Below are 19108 nucleotides of genomic sequence, written 5' to 3' on the forward strand. Positions count from 1 at the left end.
GTGATGCCGTTGCTGTTTCTCCTCTCCCCCTGCGGGAGAGGATGCCGCAGGCAGGAGAGGGGAGGCGGCATGGCCGCGTCTTTGCCGCTCGCCGCTCCCCAACTCCCGCAACCTGCTTACAATGCGCCGCTATGGCAGTGGGCATGATCGAAATCTCGGAACACCTGGCGATACCGGAAACGGAGATCGTCGAACGTTTCGTGCGCGCCAGCGGCGCCGGCGGGCAGAACGTCAACAAGGTGTCCACGGCGGTGGAACTGCGTTTTGACGTGGCCGGTTCGCCGTCGTTGCCCGAGCCGCTGCGTGCGCGCCTGCTTGCCCGCCGCGACCGGCGCATGACCGGCGAGGGCGTGCTGGTGATCGACGCACAGCGCTTCCGTACCCAGGACCGCAATCGCCAGGATGCGCGCGACCGCTTGGTCGGCTTCATCCAGGCCGGCCTGTCGGTGCCAAAACCGCGCGTGGCGACCAAGCCGACCTACGGCTCCAAGCTGCGCCGTCTGGATCAAAAGAAAGAGCGTGCGCAGGTCAAGCGCGGCCGTTCAACACGTAATTGGGAGTAGTGCTTGAGCAATCCTGAGCCGGTGATGCCTGTCATTCCACCGAACATGCCGCAGCTCAAATCTGCCGCGTTCTCGCGCTGGCTGGGGCGCAGCATTCTGCGTCTGGGCGGTTGGCGCATCCGTGGGCCGATCCCCGATATCGCACGCGCCGTGGTCATCGCCGCGCCGCATACCTCCAACTGGGATGGTCTGTGGGGGCTGGCGGCGAAGATGGCGCTGGGCCTGGAGGCCAGGATTCTCGGCAAGGACAAGCTGTTCTGGTGGCCGCTGAGTGTGCTGCTGCGTGGGCTGGGCGTGGTGCCGCTGAACCGCAGTTCGCCGCAGGGCACGGTCGGCCAGGCGGTGGAGATGATCCGCAGCCGTGACTACGTCTGGTACGCGCTGGCGCCGGAAGGCACGCGCAAGCAGGTGGAGGAATGGAAGGGCGGCTTCTTGAAGATCGCGCGGATGGCCGAGGTGCCGATCATTCCGGCCTATTTCCACTATCCCGAGCGGGTGATCGGCTTCGGCCCGGCCTTCCATACCACCGGTGACGACGCGGCCGACATGGCCAGCATCCGCCAGTGGTACCGGCAGTGGATGGGCAAGAACCGGCGCGGCAGCTGAGCGCTGTTGCGGGCAGAAACGGCGCGCCGCGGCGCCACCATCGGCACATGCCGGACGGGCGCCATCGGAGTAGGGTTATGGGCTGATTCATGCCCATTCCCAAGGAGCCGTTTCATGTCGCGTACCGTTGTCCTGGCCGCCGCCATCAGCCTTGCGCTGGCCGCCTGTTCCGGCAAGGAGTCCACCACCCCCGTGAGCACCGATACCCCCGCCAGCGCCGCGCAGCCGGCCGAAGCCTCGACCAACCCGTTCATGGCGGCGAGCACGCTGCCGTTCCAGGCACCGGCGTTCGACAAGATCAAGGACAGTGACTACCTGCCGGCCTTCGAGGAAGGCATGCGCCAGCACCTGGCCGAGATCAAGCAGATCACCGACAACACCCAGCCGGCCACCTTCGACAACACCCTGCTGCCGATGGAGCAGTCCGGCGCCATCCTGGACCGCGTCAGCCGCGTGTTCTTCAGCGTGGTGCAGGCCGATACCAATCCGGAGCGGCAGAAGATCCAGGAAGACGTGGTGCCGAAGCTGGCCGCACACAGCGATGCCATCTACCTGGATGCCAAATTGTTCGACCGCGTGAAGTCGGTGTACGACGCGCGTGAAAGCGCCGGGCTGGAACCGGAGCAGCTGCGCGTGGTCGAGGAAACCTACAAGGGCTTCGTCAAGTCCGGCGCACAGCTCAACGACACCGATAAGGAAACCCTCAAGCAGTACAACGCCGAGGAAGCCACGCTCGCCAACGACTTCCACAACAAGCTGGTGGCCGCGACCGCCGCCGGTGCGGTGACCATCGAGGACAAGGCGCAGCTGGCCGGTCTGTCCGATGCCGACATCGCTGCGGCGGAAGAGGCGGCCAAGGGCCGCAAGCTCGACGGCAAGTGGGTGCTGAGCCTGCAGAACACCACCCAGCAGCCGGTGCTGAGCGCGCTGCAGAATCGCGACGTGCGCGCCAAGGTGCTTGACGCCTCGGAAACCCGCACCGAACACGGCGATGCCAACGACACCCGTCAGATCGTCCAGCGCCTGGCGCAGCTGCGCGCGGCCAAGGCCAAGCTGCTCGGCTTCCCGAACTACGCCGCTTACAACCTCACCGACCAGATGGCGCAGACCCCGGCCAACGCGCTGAAGCTGCTCACTGATACGGTGCCGGCGGCCACGGCCAAGGCACGTGGTGAACTGGCTGAAATCCAGAAGGTGATCGACACCCAGAAGGGTGGCTTCAAGGCCGCCGCATCGGATTGGGACTTCTACGCCGAGCAGGTGCGCAAGGCCAAGTACGACCTGGACGAGTCGCAGATCAAGCCGTACTTCGAGCTGGACAACGTGCTGCAGAACGGCGTGTTCTTCGCCGCCAACCAGCTGTACGGCGTGACCTTCAAGGAGCGCACCGATCTGCCGGTGTATCACCCGGACGTGCGCGTGTTTGAAGTGACCGATGCCGACGGCAAGGCGCTGGCGCTGTTCTACGCCGATTTCTACAAGCGTGACAGCAAGTCCGGCGGCGCGTGGATGGATGTGTTCGTCGAACAGAACGGCCTGACCGGCACCAAGCCGGTGGTCTACAACGTGTGCAACTTCACCAAGCCTGCCGCCGGCCAGCCCGCGCTGCTGAGCTGGGACGACGTGACCACGATGTTCCACGAATTCGGCCATGCCCTGCACGGCATGTTCTCCAACACCAGGTACCCGAGCGTGGCCGGCACCGGCGTGCCGCGCGACTTCGTCGAGTTCCCGTCGCAGTTCAACGAGCACTGGGCGTCGGACCCGAAGGTGTTCGCCAACTACGCCAAGCACTACCAGACCAAGGAAGCGATGCCGCAGGCATTGGTCGACAAGATCGCCAAGGCCAAGACCTTCAATCAGGGCTACATGACCACCGAATATCTGTCGGCGGCGTTGTTGGATATGGCATGGCACACGCAGGGTGCCGACGCACCGCTGCAGGACGTGGACACGTTTGAAGCCGACGCGCTCAAGCGCTTCAAGGTGGATCTGTCGCAGGTGCCGCCGCGTTACCGCAGCAGCTACTTCGACCATATCTGGGGCGGTGGTTATTCGGCCGGTTATTACGCCTATTTCTGGGCGGAAATGATCGACCACGACGCCTTTGAGTGGTTCAAGGAAAACGGCGGCCTGACCCGTGAAAACGGCCAGGTGTTCCGCGACAAGATCCTCTCCATCGGCAACACCCGCGACCTGTCCACCGCCTATCGCGACTTCCGCGGCAAGGACCCGAGCGTGGAACCGCTGCTGCACAACCGCGGTTTGAAGTAAGCGCGGTCAGCGAGCTGCAATGAAGCAACGCGAACGGCAGGGGAAACCCTGCCGTTCGTGTTTGTGCAGCGGTAGGAGCGGCTTCTGCTCCCTTCTCCCCTCGCGGGACTGCAGCCCCCTTTTTGGGGGAAGGAACCCGAAGGGCGGAAGACCTGCCGCAATCGCCAGCACGCACCGCTGCAAGCGGTTCATCAACGTCGCAAGTCATGCTGCTTCTCCCGCCACACATTTCAGGTGCCTACATGCACGCGGTTGCCCACTTCGTTGCAGCCCAGGTGTTCCAGCGCCATCTCCAATGCCAGCACATAGCTCTGCGAACGAAAGCCCTGCGCAACGCCCAAGCGCTGTCCATTGCTTGCAGGCAGGCGCGATTCCAACGCGTGACCGTCATCGTCATGCACTTCCACGTAGGCGTTGTGCAGCTGCGGCAGCAAGCGCTGCAGGCGCACGCTGCGCACGCATGAGCCCGGTGCAAGCAGGGTGACTTCGCCGGGGCTGTGGTCGGCCACGCACAGCGCTTCCAGCAGTTCCTGTTCGCAGCGGCAACTACGCACGGCGATGCTGGTGCCGCTGTCCAATGCGCGGTGTACCAGCGACTTCATCACGGCCTCCGGCAACGGCGCGGCGGCATGTTGAAGCAACCCGGTGCCTTCCGGCCCACGCACGATATAGATCGACATGACTCAGGCCTCCTGCGCTTGCAGGCGACGCGCTGCGATGGCCAGCGACAGGCGGCAGGCGTGCTCCGGTTCACTGCCGCAGATCAGCACCGCGGGTGCGTGCTGCGGATGCAGATGCGTGTCCAGTGCGTCGGCGTCGCTGCGGGCAATCTCGATGTACGGCGCGCGCAATGCATCCAGCGCCGCGCACAAGGCCGGGCCATGCGCTGCCCATTGCTGGTCATTGGCCGCACCGGCTTCAATCAGCACCCACGCCGGTTGGCTGCGATGGGCGTGCTGCAGGCAGCGCACCAGCGCCGGCAGTGAGTCGCACTGCTCACAGGTAAGTGCATGCCCGGCGACCTGGGCGGGCAGCGGCAAGGCGTCCGGCACGGGGGTGTGGTGTGTGTGCCGGATCAGCAGGATGGTCATGTGAAACCTTGAAGAAACGCCCTTCGGCGCGGTGTCGCTACGATGCGACCACACCCCGTAAAGCCGCTATGCCGGGCGCGTGGGCCGGCGTAAATAATGCGTAGCGTGTTGCGCGGGGTCTGGGGGAACTTGCCGCCGCCCGGGCCTGTCCATTGCTCACCTTCCACAGTGGTGATCGGCATGAACGAGACAGCGGCCCCTCGATTTTCTCCCGCCCTGACCTGGCTGCGCCGCGAGGCCTTGCCATTGGCGGTGATGTTGCTGCTGCTGTTCGCCGCGCGCGACAGCCTGGCCAACCACTACCAGGTGCCCAGCGGCTCGATGCAGCCCACGCTGCAACCCGGCGACCGCGTTGCGGTGGACATGCGAGCGTATGGGCTGCGGTTGCCTTTCACCAACCTGCGCATGATGGCGAACGGCCAGCCGCAGCGTGGCGATGTGGCGGTGTTCGACTCACCGGCGGACGGCACGCGGCTGATCAAACGCGTGGTGGCCGTCGCCGGTGATCGTGTGGAGTTGCACGACGGCTACCTGAGCATCAATGGCCAGCGTCTGCAGCAATCCGTGGCGGAAGAGGCATTTGGCAGCAAGCCGGTGGCGCTGGACCTGGACCAGGGTGGCGGCCCGGACATTGCCGGCATCACCATTCCCGACGGCAAGCTGCTGGTGCTGGGCGACCACCGCGGCGACAGTTTCGACGGCCGCTTTTTTGGACTGGTGGATGCCGACACGGTCTACGGCAAGGCCTTGGCGGTGTATTGGCGTCGAGGTGACGGACCGCGATGGCAACGCTTGTAAGGTGCTGCTACGCAGGCAACGGGGACATGAAAACCGGCACGGCAACGTTGCCGGTTTTTCTTTGTGCGTGTGCTTCGGTGAATGTGCCTGACGGTGGCGATACGGATGCAGTTTTGTGCATGGGCGGAAGATGGCACGGCTTAACCCAACTGGTTTGATTAATTGGTAATACCAATAACTCGTCTTAACCCTATGGTCTAATAGGATCTTTGCTGAAACGGCGATTCAATCGCGGCTCACGGATCGCGGAATTCAAATATTGGTAATACCAATATCCACGATCGCGCCAACACCACCTGCGGGTGGGCCGCCTACGCCTTTGTCGAGAACCTGCATGCAGCCCTGGGAACAACTGTACGACCCCGCTGGCAACCTCTGGCTGTCCAGCCTGATCGCGCTGTTGCCGATCGCTTTCTTCTTTGTCGCCCTGGCCGTGCTGCGCATGAAGGGCTGGCTGGCCGGCACCATCACCGTGGTCATCGCATTGGCGGTGGCCTTGCTGTTCTATCGCATGCCGGTGGAGCAGGCGTTGGGAGCGGCCGGGTTCGGCTTCATCTACGGGCTGTGGCCGATTGCCTGGATCATCATCGGCGCGGTGTTCCTGTACAAAGTCGCGGTCAAGACCGGGCAGTTCGCCATCATCCGCGCCTCGATCCTGTCGGTGACCGAAGACCAGCGCCTGCAGATGCTGATGGTCGGCTTCGCCTTCGGTGCATTCCTCGAAGGTGCCGCCGGCTTCGGCGCACCGGTGGCGATCACCGCCGCATTGCTGGTCGGGCTGGGCTTCAAGCCGCTGTACGCCGCCGGCCTGTGCTTGATCGTCAACACCGCGCCGGTGGCGTTTGGTGCGATGGGCATTCCGATCATCGTCGCCGGCCAGGTCACCGGCCTGGATGCGTTCGAGATCGGGCAGATGGCCGGTCGCCAGTTGCCGTTCCTGACCATCATCGTGCTGTTCTGGATCATGGCCATCATGGATGGCTGGCGCGGCATCAAGGAAACCTGGCCGGCGGTGCTGGTGGCCGGTGGTTCGTTCGCCATCGCGCAGTACCTGACCTCCAACTTCATCGGCCCGGAACTGCCGGATATCACCGCGTCGCTGGCATCGCTGGTGTGTTTGACGCTGTTCCTGCGCCGCTGGCAGCCCAGGCGCATCTTCCGTTTTGAAACCGAAGCCAGTGCAGAAGCAGCGGCGCAAGCGCTGGACGCACCGCGTTACAGCGCCGGGCAGATCACCAAGGCGTGGTCGCCGTTTCTGATCCTCACCGCGATGGTGACGCTGTGGAGCATCAAGCCGTTCAAGGCGCTGTTCGCCGCCGATGGCCCGTTGCAGGACTGGGTGCTGAAGCTGCCGGTGCCGGGCCTGGATCAACTGGTGCAGAAGATGCCGCCGATTGTCACCGCGCCTACCGCCTATGAAGCCATCTACAAGTTCGATGCGTTCTCGGCGACCGGCACCGCGATCATGCTGGCGGCAGTGATCACCATCCTCTATCTGCGGATGCCGGTGCGCGCAGCGATCCGTACCTTTGGTGAGACCGTCAACGAACTGAAGACGCCCATTTATTCCATCGGCATGGTGCTGGCGTTTGCCTTCATCGCCAACTACTCCGGCCTGTCGGCGACGCTGGCACTGGCATTGGCGCACACCGGCAAGGCGTTCACCTTCTTCTCGCCGTTCCTCGGTTGGCTGGGCGTGTTCCTGACCGGTTCGGACACCTCGTCCAACGCCTTGTTCTCCGCGCTGCAGGCGACCACCGCGCAGCAGATTGGCGTGTCCGAAGTGCTGTTGGTCGCGGCCAACACCACCGGCGGTGTCACCGGCAAGATGATCTCGCCGCAGTCCATCGCCATTGCCTGTGCGGCGGTGGGTCTGGCCGGCAAGGAAGCGGACCTGTTCCGCTTCACGGTCAAGCACAGCCTGATCTTCACGGTGATGGTCGGCTTGATCACCACCGCGCAGGCGTACTGGCTCACCTGGATGATCCCCTGAGCGATGCCACGCCTGTCCGCCAACGCCATGCAGCTTCGGGCCACAATGTCGCCATGAGTACGCAACGTATTTCCGACAAGGTGGCCGCGCAGCTGCGCGCGCTGGTGGACGAACAACACCTGCAGCCGGGTGACCGCCTGCCCGCCGAGCGCACGCTGGCAGTGCAGCTCGGCGTGTCACGCACCGCACTGCGCGAAGCCATCGCGCAGTTGGGCAGCCAGGGGTTGTTGATCGCGCGGGTGGGCGGTGGCACCTATGTCGCCGAGCCCGCCGCCCGCGCACGGCAAACCCTGGACCAGCCGCTGGCGCCATATCTGCCACTGTTTCAGGGCGATCCGGAATACCGTTTCGACGTGCTGGAAATCCGCCACGCGCTGGAAGGCGCCACCGCCTGGCATGCCGCGTTGCGGGCCACCGATGAAGACCGCGCGCGCATCGCGCAGGCGTTCCAGACCATGATGGATGCGCACGGCAAGGACGATCCAACCGGTGAAGCGCAGGCCGATGCCGCGTTCCATCTGTCCATCGCCGAGGCCTCGCACAATCTGGTGTTGCTGCAGGTGATGCGCGGCCTGTTCGAGCTGTTGCAGACCAATATCTCGCAGAGCCGCGAGAAGCTGTACACCGCGGCCAGTACCTTCTCGCCGCTCTCCAACCAGCACCGCGAAATGATGGATGCGGTGCTGGCCGGTGATCCCGAACGCGCGCGTGCCGCCGCGCATGCGCACCTTGAGTTTGTACACACCACGCTGCGCACGCTCGACGAAAACGAGGCCCGGCGCGCGCGGGCCTCACGTCTTCCTTCCCCCCACGGTTGACCCATGATCATTTCCGCCTCCACCGATTACCGTGCGGCTGCGCAGCGTCGTCTGCCGCCGTTCCTGTTCCACTACATCGATGGCGGCGCGTATGCCGAACACACGCTCAAACGTAATGTTTCCGACCTGTCCGACATCGCGCTGCGCCAACGCATCCTGCGTGACATGTCCGACCTCAGCCTGGAGACCGAGCTGTTCGGCGAAACCCTGGCGATGCCGGTTGCGTTGGCGCCGGTCGGCCTGACCGGCATGTATGCGCGGCGTGGTGAAGTGCAGGCGGCGCGCGCGGCGGAAAGTCGCGGCGTACCGTTTACGTTGTCCACCGTGTCGGTGTGCCCGATTGAAGAAGTGGCGCCGTCGATCAAACGACCGATGTGGTTCCAGCTGTATGTGCTGCGTGACCGTGGCTTCATGCGCAACGCGCTGGAGCGCGCGCAGGCCGCTGGCGTCACCACCTTGGTGTTTACCGTGGACATGCCGGTGCCGGGCGCGCGCTATCGCGATGCGCACTCGGGCATGAGCGGGCCGAACGCCAGCCTGCGCCGCATCGGCCAAGCCATTACCCATCCGCGCTGGGCGCTGGATGTCGGCGTGCTGGGCCGCCCGCACGATCTGGGCAACATCTCCGCCTATCGCGGCAACCCGACCGGGCTGGAGGATTACATCGGCTGGCTGGGCAACAACTTCGATCCGTCCATTTCCTGGAAAGACCTGGAGTGGATCCGCGAATTCTGGAAGGGCCCGATGGTCATCAAGGGCATTCTTGATCCGGACGATGCACGCGATGCGGTGCGTTTCGGCGCGGACGGCATTGTGGTGTCCAACCACGGTGGCCGTCAGCTCGACGGTGTGTTGTCCACCGCGCGTGCGCTGCCGGCCATTGCCGATGCGGTGCAGGGCGATCTGAAAATTCTTGCCGACTCCGGCATCCGCAACGGCCTGGATGTGGTGCGCATGCTCGCGCTCGGAGCCGACAGCGTGTTGTTGGGCCGCGCCTTTGTGTACGCCTTGGCCGCACAGGGCGAAGCCGGTGTCGCCAATCTGCTGGACTTGATCGCCAAGGAGATGCGCGTGGCGATGACCTTGACCGGCGCACGTCGCATTGCCGACATCGGCCGCGATTCGCTGGTCAATCTGGCATGAGCACGCACGACGCACTGCTCGCACAATTGCGTGCGGCAGTGGGCGGTAGCCATGTGTTGACCGGTGACAAAGCGACGCGTCGCTTCCGCAAGGGCTACCGTTTCGGGGATGGCGCAGTGCTTGCGGTGGTGCGACCGGGCACCTTGCTGGAAATGTGGCGCGCGCTGCAGGCGGCAGTGCAGGGCGGGGCGGCGATCATTCTGCAGGCGGCGAACACCGGCCTGACCGGCGGCTCGACACCGGATGGCGACGACTACGGCCGGCCGATTGTGTTGATCAACACGCTGCGCCTGACCGGCGTGCAGTTGCTCAACGAAGGCCGGCAGGTGCTATGCCTGCCCGGCGCCACGTTGGATCGTCTCGAACAGACATTGGCACCGCTCGGGCGCGAACCGCATTCGGTGATTGGGTCCTCGTGCATCGGCGCATCGGTGTTGGGCGGCGTCTGCAACAACTCCGGCGGCTCGCTGGTGCGGCGCGGCCCGGCGTATACCGAGCTGGCCTTGTACGCGCAGGTTGATGCGGGCGGTGAGCTGCGCCTGGTCAATCATCTCGGCATCGCACTGGGCGACACGCCGGAGGAAATTCTGCAGCGCGTGCAGGCCGGTGACTACGCAACGGCAGACGTGCAGATTGACGATGATCGTGCTGCCTCCGATCCACGCTACGCCGAACAGGTGCGGCAGGTGGATGCGGCCACGCCGGCGCGCTACAACGCCGACCCCAGCCGCCATTACGAAGCGGCCGGATCGGCCGGCAAGCTGGCCGTGTTTGCGGTGCGCTTGGATACGTTCGCCAAGGAAGCGGCCGAAGTGTTCTACATCGGCAGCAACCGCACCGACAGCCTCACCGAGATCCGTCGCCATCTGCTGACGGGTTTTGATCGCCTGCCAATTTCCGGCGAGTACATCCATCGCGTCGCCTATGACATTGGCGAGCGCTACGGCAAAGACACCTTCCTGCTGATCGACAAACTGGGCACCGCACGCGTGCCGGCGGCGTTCGCGCTGAAGAGCCGCGTCGATGGCTGGTTTGAACGGCTGGGCCTGCGCGGCGTCACCGATCACGCGATGCAACTGCTGACCGGCCTGCTGCCCTCGCACCTGCCCAAGCGCATGGGCGACTACCGGCAGCGCTATGAACACCACCTGCTGCTGAAGGTATCGGCGCAGGATGCGGCGGCGACGGAAAGCTGGCTGCGTGAATTCTTCGCAGCGCATGAAGGCGACTACTTCCACTGCACGCCGGACGAAGGCCGCAAAGCGTTCCTGCACCGCTTCGCTGTCGCGGGCGCGGCCGTGCGTTACCGCGAAGTGCATCGCGCGCAGGTGCAGGACATCGTCGCGCTGGATATCGCCTTGCGCCGCGACGACCGCGACTGGTTCGAGCAACTGCCGACCGAACTGGATGGTCGTCTGTTGCACAAGCTCTACTACGGCCACTTCCTGTGCCACGTGTTCCATCAGGATTACATCGCGCGCAAGGGCGAAGACCCGATGGCGATTGAACACGCCATGTGGAAGTTGCTGGACGAACGTGGCGCCGAGTATCCCGCCGAACACAATGTCGGCCATCTGTATCCGGCCAAGCCGGCGCTGGCGGAGTTCTACCAGCAGCTGGACCCGAGCAATACCTTCAACCCCGGCATCGGCCAGACCAGTAAACAGCCGGGTTGGAAGGGGTGCGGTTGCTGAAGTGCAGGGCTTTGCTCAAGCCGTTGCTCAAAGCCCCTCTCCCGCGCGCGGGAGAGGGGTTGGGGTGAGGGGAAGCTTCTAGCAAGAACAATTCAGAAGCTCAAAAGCCCCCCTCATCCGCCCCTTCGGGGCACCTTCTCCCGCACGCGGGAGAAGGGATGCGCGCCGCTCCCTGCTGCTGACATCTGGGCCAACTCGCTTAATCAAGACGTACAAAGTATCAATCCGTACATAACAGGTTATGGATCGACCTGTTCCTCAGGTTCAAGCTTTCCCCGTCTCCCATGAACCGGTCCGCCCGTGCGGGCCCTCACTACGATGGAACTTGAACCTGCCAACACCCCCACGTGCAGCGAATCGCTCGCACCGACCACGCCGCTGGCCGCGATAGCCGAACAACCCCATATCCGCCAAGGCACACCCGAGTTCAAACGCGCGGTGCTTGCGTTGTTCATGGCCGGCTTCGCCACGTTCGGCGTGTTGTATTGCGTGCAACCGCTGCTGCCCGGTTTCAGCAGCCACTTCGGCATCAGTGCCGGCAATAGTGCGCTCGCCTTATCGGTCAGCACCGGCGTGCTCGCCGTGGCAATGCTGGTTGCCGGCATCGTCTCCGACCGCGTCGGACGGCGGCCGGTGATGGTGGCCTCGCTGCTCGCCTCGGCCCTGCTCACCTTGGGCACCGCATTGACGGACGACTGGAGCATGCTGCTGGTGTTGCGTACGTTGCTGGGCGTGAGCCTGAGCGGCGTGCCGGCGGTGGCGATGACGTACCTGGTCGAGGAAATGGATAGCCGCTCGCTTGGCTTGGCGATGGGCTTGTATATCGGCGGCAACGCAGTGGGCGGCATGAGCGGTCGCTTGATTGCCGGTGTGGTTGCCGACCATTGGGGCTGGCGTGCGGGCATCGCTGCGGTGGGCGTGATCGCGTTGTTGGCAACGGTTGCGCTGTGGACGCAGCTGCCTGCGTCTCGCAACTTCCGCGCCAGGCGCGCGGAGATCATGCAGCTGCCGGCGCGCTTTGCCGGTCTGTTTCGCGACGCGGCGTTGCCGTGGTTGTTCGCCTGCGGCTTCCTGCTGCTGGGCGTGTTCGTCACCCTCTACAACTTCCTTGGCTATCACCTGGCCGCACCGCCGTATCAGCTGAGCCAGACCGTGGTCGGTTTGATTTTCACGGTGTATCTGGTGGGCAGCTTCAGCTCGGCGTGGATGGGTCAGTTGGCCAATCGTCTGGGGCGCGGCCCGGTGTTGGCGCTGTCGTTCGGTCTGGTGTTGTTGGGCATCGTGTTGCTGGCGTTGCCGTGGTTGGTCGCGATGGCGTTTGGCATCGCACTGGTGACGTTCGGATTTTTCGGCGGACACTCGGTAGCGAGCAGTTGGGTCGGCGTGCGCGCTGGCGTGCTACGCGCGGAAGCATCGGCGTTGTATCTGTTTTCCTATTACCTGGGTTCTAGCGTGCTGGGAGCGTTGGGCGGGGTGTTCTATACGCACTGGGGCTGGGCTGGCGTGTGCGGCTTCACCTTGCTGCTGACCTTGGCGGGCGCGTGTGTGGCGTGGCGCCTGTGGCATCAGTTGCGGGTGGAGGAGGTGGGAGTGGTGATGGTTGCTGGCCGATAAGGGCCGCCCCCTCTCCCCAACCCCCGCTCCGCGCCCCGGCCTTCGCTAGACGCGAAGGCGCTAGGAGAGCAGCGAATCAATGATTCGCAAGCTGCTCTCCGTCGCCCCGCGAGGGGAGAGGGGCTCGGACTACGTCGAACTGAAGCGTTGTTCGCAATTGCAGATTTGAGAGCCCCTCTCCCCTTGCGGGAGAGGGGTTGGGGAGAGGGGGAGAACTCGCCCTTCACCCACCCACTTCGCGCTTCAACAACGCGATGAATTGCCGCAGCAACGGCGTCACCGATTCACGCCGCCATGCCAGTTGGATTTCCGATGCCGCGCCGCGATCGGACAGCGCGACAAAGCGCGCGCCATCCACCTGGATATGGCAACACGATGAGGGAAGCACGCACACGCCAAGACCGGCGGCGACAAGGCTGATCAACGTTGAAGACTCACCCGCTTCCTGCACGATGCGCGGGCTGAAGCCGGCATTGCGGCATAGGGTGATCACATGGTCATGGATGCCCGCGCCCGCATCGCGCGAGAAGCCCACGAACGGATCAAGCGCGAACTGCCGCAACGACACGCGCAGTTTCGACGGATCCTTGCCGGCCACGGCCGGATGCGTGGCATGCACGACCAAGGCCAGCGGATCATCGAACAAGCGTTTGGCCACCAGTTCTTCCGGCAGCACGCGTTTGCGGATGATGCCGACGTCGAGTTCGTCGGCCAGCAGCGCGTCAATCTGGCGCAGGCTGTTCATCTCGCGCAGCTGCATCTGCACCTGCGGGTACTGCTGTCGATAGGCGAAGATCGCCCGGGGAATCTGCGGCAGCAGCGGTGTGGCGCGGGTCAGGCCCAGTCGCAACTCGCCGCTCTCACCGCGCTGTGCACGCTGCACCAGTTCCACTGCACCATCCACGCGCTGCAGGAGGTCGCGCGCCTGTTCCAGCAGCACATTGCCGGCGGGTGTGAGTTGCACGCGCCGGTGACTGCGGACGAACAACTGTGCACCGATCAACGTTTCCAGTTGTCGGATCTGCTGGCTGAGTGGCGGCTGGGACATGCCCAGGCGTTCGGCCGCGCGACCGAAATGCAGCGTGTCTGCAACGGCGAGGAAGTAACGCAGGTGGCGCAGTTCGAGCGACATGCGGGCAGTCTAGGGCGGCCTGGTCCTGCCGACCAACCCAACGCCGGACGAAGTACAAATCCCGAATTCCAGCGCTCCAGCCGCTACCGCTCCGAATGCCCCGTATCGTCGTATTGCCTCGGCGCAAACAGATCTGGCTGGATCAACTCGACGAAAGCCCGCGCCTGCGGTGACAGCACCTTGCCTCGTCGTACCACCACGCCATAACTGCGTGCCGGAAAGTAATCGCCCATTGCCCGCGTCGCCAGTTTGTCGCGGTCGCTGTCGTTCAAGCACAGCGCGGTGACGATGGAGATGCCCATGCCCATCGCCACGTACTGCTTGATCACCTCCCAGCCACCGACTTCCAATGCCACCGTGTACGGCACGCGGTGTTGCTGGAACACCAGGTCCACCAGCCGCCAGGTGATCTGCCGACGCGGCGGCAGGATCAGCGGCCAGGGCGACAGGTCTTCCAGGGTCAGGTTCTTTTTTTTGGCCAGCGGATGATCGGGCGGGGTGATCAGCACCTGCTCGAAGCGGTACACCGGCGCGTAGCTCAGGTCGGCCGGCACATCCATCATCGAACCGACCGCCAGGTCGGCGGCGTCGCTGCGCAGCAGATCGGTGCCGTCGGCGCTGATCGCGTTGTGCAGGGTCAGGCGAACGTCCGGGTGCTGGCGACGGAAGTTTTCGACGATCTTCGGCAGCAGGTACAGGATGGTCGATGAATTGGCGGCGATGTTGAGCTCGCCCGCATCCAATCCGCTGACCTTCTCGCGGAAGCGCGGCACCAGCGCATCCAGGTTTTCCACCAGCGGCTGGGCCATGTCGTACAGCAGCTGGCCCTCGCGGCTGGGCGCCAAACGCCGGCCGCTGCGCTCGAAAAGCACCACGCCGAGCTCCCGTTCCAGCGCCTGCAGCTGCAGGCTCACGGCCGGCTGGCTGACAAAAAGTGCTTCCGCTGCCCGTGAAACCGACCCAAGCCGCACCGTCTGCAGGAACGCCCGCAGCGGCTTGAGCCGGTCAGACTTGTAGGAAAAACGCGGGGTTACGGGAGTCTTCTTGGTCATTGCGGATCAATTATTAGCACAACTTATAAATAACATTGCAAAAACTGTTTTGTTAAATAAGTGCCTGCGGCCGCACGTTGGAGTCCCACGACAACGCAGGAACCTTCCATGTCCGCCGTCGCCCAAGCCATCCCGGCATCGACCACTCCCCGCCCGACTCCGGGCATCACCGTGACCACCCAACTGGCCGGCCAATCCGGTCTGCTGCCGGCCGGCGCGTTGGGGCTTCTGGTATCGCTGCATCGGGCGGTGGAGCCGGAGCGGCAGCAGAGGCTGGCGGCGCGCAGTCTGCGTCAGGCGTTCTTCGACCAGGGCGGCATGCCGGACTTCCGCACAGACACCCGTGACATCCGCGAAGGCGACTGGACGGTGGCGCCGATCCCGGCCGCGTTGCAGGACCGCCGCGTCGAGATCACCGGCCCGACCGACCCGAAGATGGTCATCAACGCGCTGAACTCCGGCGCCAAGGTGTTCATGGCCGACTTCGAGGACTCCACCTCGCCGACCTGGCGCAACGTGCTGGCCGGCCAGCAGACCATGCGGGCGGCGGTGCGCGGTGACCTGGACTTCACCGCGCCGGCCGCCAATGGCAAGCCGGCCAAGCACTACACGCTGCGCCCGTTCGACGAGCAGGCGGTGCTGATCGTCCGCCCGCGCGGCTGGCACCTGGACGAGAAGCATGTGCTGGTCGATGGCCAGCCGATTGCCGGCGGCCTGTTCGACGCGGCGGTGTTCGCGTTCCACAACGCCCGCACGCTGATGGACGCCGACCGCGGCCCGTACTTCTACCTGCCCAAGCTGCAGTCAATGGAAGAGGCCGCGCTGTGGGAATGCGCGCTGTCGCACATCGAAGGCATGCTGGGCCTGCCGCATGGCCAGATCAAAGTCACGGTGCTGATCGAAACACTGCCGGCCGTGTTCGAGATGGACGAGATCCTGCACGCCCTGCGTGACCGCATCGTCGGCCTGAACTGCGGCCGCTGGGATTACATTTTTTCCTACCTGAAAACCTTCCGTCGCCACGCCGACAAAGTGCTGCCCGAGCGCGGCCAGGTGACGATGACGCAGCCGTTCCTGAAGGCGTATTCGGAACTGCTGATCAAGACCTGCCACCGCCGCGGCGCACATGCGATGGGCGGCATGGCCGCACAGATTCCGATCAACCATGACGCCGCCGCCAACGAGCAGGCCATGGCCCGCGTGCGTGCCGACAAACTGCGCGAAGTCACGGCCGGTCACGACGGCACCTGGGTGGCACATCCGGCACTGATTCCGGTGGCGCGCGCCATCTTCGACGAGCACATGCCCAACGCCAACCAGCACAACGTGCTGCGCCGTGACGTGCAGGTCAGCTGTGAGGAATTGATCGCACCGTGCAGCGGCACGGTTACCCGCGCCGGCTTCGAGAACAACGTCGAAGTGTGCGTGCGTTACCTGGCCGCATGGCTGGACGGCAATGGCTGCGTGCCCATCCACAACCTGATGGAAGACGCCGCCACCGCCGAGATCAGCCGCAGCCAGATCTGGCAGTGGCTGCATGCCGGCAATCAACACCTGGACGACGGCACCGCAATCGATTTCACCCTGCTGGAAAGCACTTTGCGCGCCTTGCCGGCACGGCTGGGCGACACCTCCGCGCTGCCTGGTAGCGGCCGCATCACCCAGGCCATCGGCCTGCTCGACCAACTCAGCCGCGCCGATGAACTGGCTGACTTCCTGACCCTGCCGGCTTACCGGCAGATCGACTGACTTCTCTTCCCCTTACGCACGCAATCTCCATTCGAGGACGCAACGATGAGCACCTATCAGCAACAGATCGACGCCCTGCAGCAGGACTGGGACACCAACCCGCGTTGGAAGGGGTTGAAGCGCACCTACAGCGCTGCCGACGTGGTGCGCCTGCGCGGCAGCGTGCAGCCGGAATACACCCTGGCCAAGCGCGGTGCCGAGCGCCTGTGGGAGCTGGTCAATGGCAGCGCGAAGAAGGACTACGTCAATGCGTTTGGTGCGATCAGCGCCGGGCAGGCGATGCAGCAGGCCAAGGCCGGGCTGGAAGCGGTGTATCTGTCCGGCTGGCAGGTGGCCGCCGATGGCAACACCTCTGAAACCATGTACCCGGACCAATCGCTGTATGCCTACGATTCGGTGCCGACCATGGTCCGCCGCATCAACAACACCTTCCAGCGCGCCGATGAAATCCAGTGGAAGAACATCATCGACGGCAAGGTCAAGACCGAGGACGCCATCGACTTCTTCCTGCCCATCGTCGCCGACGGTGAAGCCGGCTTCGGCGGCGTGCTCAACGCCTACGAGCTGATGAAGAACATGATCATCGCCGGCGCCGCTGCGGTGCATTTCGAGGATCAGCTGGCCGCGGTGAAGAAGTGCGGCCACATGGGCGGCAAGGTGTTGGTGCCCACGCAGGAAGCGATCCAGAAGTTGTCGGCTGCGCGCTTGGCGGCCGATGTGCTGGGCGTGCCGACGATCGTGCTGGCCCGCACCGATGCCGAAGCGGCCAACCTGCTGACCAGCGACTTCGACCCGAACGATGCACCGTTCGTCACCGGCCAGCGCACGCCGGAGGGTTTCTACCGGGTCAAGAACGGCCTGGAGCAAGCCATCAGCCGCGGCGTGGCCTACGCCCCGCATGCCGATCTGGTGTGGTGCGAAACCGGCACGCCGGACCTGGGCTTCGCCCGCGAATTCGCCCAGGCGGTACACGCCGCCAGCCCTGGCAAGCTGCTGTCCTACAACTGCTCGCCGTCGTTCAACTGGAAGAAGAACCTGGACGACAAGACCATCGCCCGGTTCCAGGATGAATTGGCCGCGCTGGGCTACAAGTTCCAGTTCATCACCCTGGCCGGCATCCACATCAACTGGTTCAACACCTTCAAGTTCGCCCACGACTACGCCCGTGGCGAAGGCATGCGTCACTACGTGGAGCAGGTGCAGGAGCCGGAGTTCGCTGCGCGTGAAAAGGGTTACACCTTCGCCTCGCACCAGCAGGAAGTGGGTGCCGGTTATTTCGACGATGTGACCACCGTGATCCAGGGCGGCGCGTCCAGCGTCACCGCCCTGACCGGCTCCACCGAAGAGGAACAGTTCCAGGCCGAAGAAGCCGCTTGAGCGCTTAGTTAAGGTCGTTTCAAAGGGGCTCTTACGAGCCCCTTCTTTTTGCCCAGCAGAAAACGCGGGTTTTCCCTGGAGTTGCGACACACATCACCTTATTTTGGTGCTAGTCTCGCCGGATACCCGCCAGCCACGGCGGGGGATCCATGAGGCAAGGGATGAGCGGCATGGGAGTAGGGGGACTGGCGCTGCAAGCAGAACTTCCTGCAGGCTCAACGGCCGCAGGGGGCGCGGTGCGTCGTGCGCAGGTTACGGCCGTGGAATGCGCGCTGTTCGCCCAGTTCGGCCGCCGCCGTACGCTGGCGCCCGATGAAGTCCTGTTCCAGCGCGGTGACACCGGCACCTCGATGTTCATCGTCATCAGTGGCGCCATCAGCCTGGACTTCGGTCCCGGGCAGGCACCCAAGCAACTCGGTGCCAATGATTTCTTCGGCGAACTGGGGCTGCTGATCGATAGCCACACGCGCTCATCGTCGGCACGCGCCTGCTGCACGACCGTGCTGCTTGAAGTCAGCTGCGCCAGCTTCCATCGCCTGATCGACCAGGACCCGTCAACCGTGGTGTTTTTCCTGCGCCGTACGTTGTGGCGCGTGGTGTCCAACGAGCAACGCTTGATTGGTCAGCTCAGTCGTCGCAACGAGGAACTGGAAGCCGCACTCGGCAATCTGTACAGCGCCAGCCACGAGTTGCAGCACACGCGCGAACTGGTTTACACCGACGACTTGACGGGCATGAACAACCGCCGCGCGCTCACCGTCTATCTGCAGAATTCACACCGTTCCGACCGGCGTCCGCAGGGCTTGCTGCTGATCGACTGTGACGACTTCAAGGGTCTCAACGATACCCAGGGGCATCTGGCCGGCGACCACATGCTGCAGTGCCTTGGGCGCGTGTTGACCTCCGTTGCCGGCAAGGACGACATCGCCTGTCGCCTCGGCGGCGATGAATTCTGCGTGTTGCTGCTGGAGGCCGACATGCAGCGTTTGTCGCGCGTAGCCGGCTTCATTCTCGAAGCCGTGCGCGGACTGGTGGCGTTTCCCGGTGCGATGCCGGGCGCGTGCTCGGTCAGCATCGGCTTGGTACTGATGGATGGGCGCGATCACTGGAACGACGCCTACTCGCGTGCCGACGGCGCACTGTACGAGGCCAAGCGTCTGGGTGGTGGTCGCATGCAATGGACACCGGGCTGAACGGCCACGGG

General features: G+C 64.4%; 16 protein-coding genes. 12 read left to right on the forward strand and 4 right to left on the reverse strand.

All coding sequences use genetic code 11. From position 1 onward, the window contains the following. Positions 1–131: 131 nt before the first annotated feature. The 3 genes from arfB (at position 132) to dcp (ending at position 3443) form a co-directional block, all read left to right on the forward strand. Positions 132–563 carry an alternative ribosome rescue aminoacyl-tRNA hydrolase ArfB gene (arfB, locus tag ACREP4_RS07815; protein WP_431595610.1) on the forward strand — a complete coding sequence of 144 codons (432 nt, stop codon included), beginning with the start codon at positions 132–134 and terminating at the stop codon, positions 561–563. 3 nt (positions 564–566) lie between these two features. Beyond that, positions 567–1169, forward strand: coding sequence for a lysophospholipid acyltransferase family protein (locus ACREP4_RS07820; protein WP_431595611.1), 603 nt, complete (start codon positions 567–569; stop codon positions 1167–1169). 114 nt (positions 1170–1283) lie between these two features. Next, positions 1284–3443 carry a peptidyl-dipeptidase Dcp gene (gene dcp / locus ACREP4_RS07825; RefSeq protein ID WP_431595612.1) on the forward strand — a complete coding sequence of 720 codons (2160 nt, stop codon included), beginning with the start codon at positions 1284–1286 and terminating at the stop codon, positions 3441–3443. A 230-nt stretch (positions 3444–3673) separates the two neighbouring features. On the opposite strand, the gene ACREP4_RS07830 is transcribed toward dcp, so the two are convergent. After that, on the reverse strand, positions 3674–4123 hold the full coding sequence (locus ACREP4_RS07830) for a 3-dehydroquinate dehydratase (protein WP_431595613.1): 450 nt from the start codon (positions 4121–4123) through the stop codon (positions 3674–3676). Between the two features lie 3 nt (positions 4124–4126). Beyond that, positions 4127–4534 (reverse strand): hypothetical protein, encoded by a 408-nt coding sequence (locus ACREP4_RS07835; RefSeq protein WP_431595614.1) that lies wholly within the window; start codon positions 4532–4534, stop codon positions 4127–4129. Between the two features lie 180 nt (positions 4535–4714). Between ACREP4_RS07835 and lepB the strand changes: the two genes are divergently transcribed. The 6 genes from lepB to ACREP4_RS07865 all read left to right on the forward strand — a co-directional run bounded on the left by lepB (position 4715) and on the right by ACREP4_RS07865 (position 12594). Further along, a complete protein-coding gene (lepB, locus tag ACREP4_RS07840) occupies positions 4715–5332 on the forward strand; it encodes a signal peptidase I (protein WP_431595615.1) in 618 nt (205 codons plus the stop codon). Positions 5333–5666: 334 nt separating this feature from the next. Then, the gene (lldP, locus tag ACREP4_RS07845) at positions 5667–7325 is read left to right on the forward strand and encodes an L-lactate permease (protein ID WP_431595616.1); all 1659 of its coding nucleotides are present in this window, start codon (positions 5667–5669) and stop codon (positions 7323–7325) included. A gap of 53 nt (positions 7326–7378) precedes the next feature. Next, the gene (lldR, locus tag ACREP4_RS07850) at positions 7379–8143 is read left to right on the forward strand and encodes a transcriptional regulator LldR (RefSeq protein ID WP_431595617.1); all 765 of its coding nucleotides are present in this window, start codon (positions 7379–7381) and stop codon (positions 8141–8143) included. A 3-nt stretch (positions 8144–8146) separates the two neighbouring features. Next, positions 8147–9286 (forward strand): FMN-dependent L-lactate dehydrogenase LldD, encoded by a 1140-nt coding sequence (gene lldD, locus ACREP4_RS07855; RefSeq protein ID WP_431595618.1) that lies wholly within the window; start codon positions 8147–8149, stop codon positions 9284–9286. Then, a complete protein-coding gene (dld, locus tag ACREP4_RS07860; protein ID WP_431595619.1) occupies positions 9283–10980 on the forward strand; it encodes a D-lactate dehydrogenase in 1698 nt (565 codons plus the stop codon). Before lldD ends, dld begins: the two co-directional genes overlap by 4 nt. 318 nt (positions 10981–11298) lie before the next feature. Further along, on the forward strand, positions 11299–12594 hold the full coding sequence (locus tag ACREP4_RS07865; protein ID WP_431595620.1) for an MFS transporter: 1296 nt from the start codon (positions 11299–11301) through the stop codon (positions 12592–12594). A 223-nt stretch (positions 12595–12817) separates the two neighbouring features. Here the strand turns inward: ACREP4_RS07865 and ACREP4_RS07870 are convergent, their stop codons facing one another. Then, on the reverse strand, positions 12818–13726 hold the full coding sequence (locus ACREP4_RS07870; protein WP_431595621.1) for a LysR substrate-binding domain-containing protein: 909 nt from the start codon (positions 13724–13726) through the stop codon (positions 12818–12820). 83 nt (positions 13727–13809) lie between these two features. Continuing rightward, positions 13810–14778 carry a LysR family transcriptional regulator gene (locus ACREP4_RS07875; protein ID WP_431595622.1) on the reverse strand — a complete coding sequence of 323 codons (969 nt, stop codon included), beginning with the start codon at positions 14776–14778 and terminating at the stop codon, positions 13810–13812. Positions 14779–14886: 108 nt separating this feature from the next. On the opposite strand from ACREP4_RS07875, the gene aceB reads away from it, so the two are divergent. The 3 genes from aceB (at position 14887) to ACREP4_RS07890 (ending at position 19097) form a co-directional block, all read left to right on the forward strand. Next, the gene (aceB, locus tag ACREP4_RS07880) at positions 14887–16527 is read left to right on the forward strand and encodes a malate synthase A (protein WP_431595623.1); all 1641 of its coding nucleotides are present in this window, start codon (positions 14887–14889) and stop codon (positions 16525–16527) included. 45 nt (positions 16528–16572) lie between these two features. Next, complete coding sequence (gene aceA / locus ACREP4_RS07885; RefSeq protein WP_431595624.1) at positions 16573–17904, forward strand: isocitrate lyase; 1332 nt, start codon at positions 16573–16575, stop codon at positions 17902–17904. A 170-nt stretch (positions 17905–18074) separates the two neighbouring features. Continuing rightward, positions 18075–19097, forward strand: coding sequence for a diguanylate cyclase domain-containing protein (locus ACREP4_RS07890; RefSeq protein WP_431595625.1), 1023 nt, complete (start codon positions 18075–18077; stop codon positions 19095–19097). The last annotated feature ends 11 nt before the right edge of the window (positions 19098–19108 follow it).

It is taken from the genome of Stenotrophomonas sp. (assembly GCF_050737575.1).
Lineage (GTDB): Bacteria > Pseudomonadota > Gammaproteobacteria > Xanthomonadales > Xanthomonadaceae > Stenotrophomonas.

Bases quoted from the DNA above. Each gene is read 5' to 3' on its own strand.
- arfB (WP_431595610.1), top strand. From the start codon at position 132: ATGGCAGTGGGCATGATCGAAATCTCGGAACACCTGGCGATACCGGAA.
- dcp (WP_431595612.1), top strand. From the start codon at position 1,284: ATGTCGCGTACCGTTGTCCTGGCCGCCGCCATCAGCCTTGCGCTGGCC.
- ACREP4_RS07830 (WP_431595613.1), bottom strand. From the start codon at position 4,123: ATGTCGATCTATATCGTGCGTGGGCCGGAAGGCACCGGGTTGCTTCAA.
- ACREP4_RS07835 (WP_431595614.1), bottom strand. From the start codon at position 4,534: ATGACCATCCTGCTGATCCGGCACACACACCACACCCCCGTGCCGGAC.
- lepB (WP_431595615.1), top strand. From the start codon at position 4,715: ATGAACGAGACAGCGGCCCCTCGATTTTCTCCCGCCCTGACCTGGCTG.
- lldP (WP_431595616.1), top strand. From the start codon at position 5,667: ATGCAGCCCTGGGAACAACTGTACGACCCCGCTGGCAACCTCTGGCTG.
- lldR (WP_431595617.1), top strand. From the start codon at position 7,379: ATGAGTACGCAACGTATTTCCGACAAGGTGGCCGCGCAGCTGCGCGCG.
- lldD (WP_431595618.1), top strand. From the start codon at position 8,147: ATGATCATTTCCGCCTCCACCGATTACCGTGCGGCTGCGCAGCGTCGT.
- dld (WP_431595619.1), top strand. From the start codon at position 9,283: ATGAGCACGCACGACGCACTGCTCGCACAATTGCGTGCGGCAGTGGGC.
- ACREP4_RS07865 (WP_431595620.1), top strand. From the start codon at position 11,299: ATGGAACTTGAACCTGCCAACACCCCCACGTGCAGCGAATCGCTCGCA.
- ACREP4_RS07870 (WP_431595621.1), bottom strand. From the start codon at position 13,726: ATGTCGCTCGAACTGCGCCACCTGCGTTACTTCCTCGCCGTTGCAGAC.
- ACREP4_RS07875 (WP_431595622.1), bottom strand. From the start codon at position 14,778: ATGACCAAGAAGACTCCCGTAACCCCGCGTTTTTCCTACAAGTCTGAC.
- aceB (WP_431595623.1), top strand. From the start codon at position 14,887: ATGTCCGCCGTCGCCCAAGCCATCCCGGCATCGACCACTCCCCGCCCG.
- aceA (WP_431595624.1), top strand. From the start codon at position 16,573: ATGAGCACCTATCAGCAACAGATCGACGCCCTGCAGCAGGACTGGGAC.
- ACREP4_RS07890 (WP_431595625.1), top strand. From the start codon at position 18,075: ATGGGAGTAGGGGGACTGGCGCTGCAAGCAGAACTTCCTGCAGGCTCA.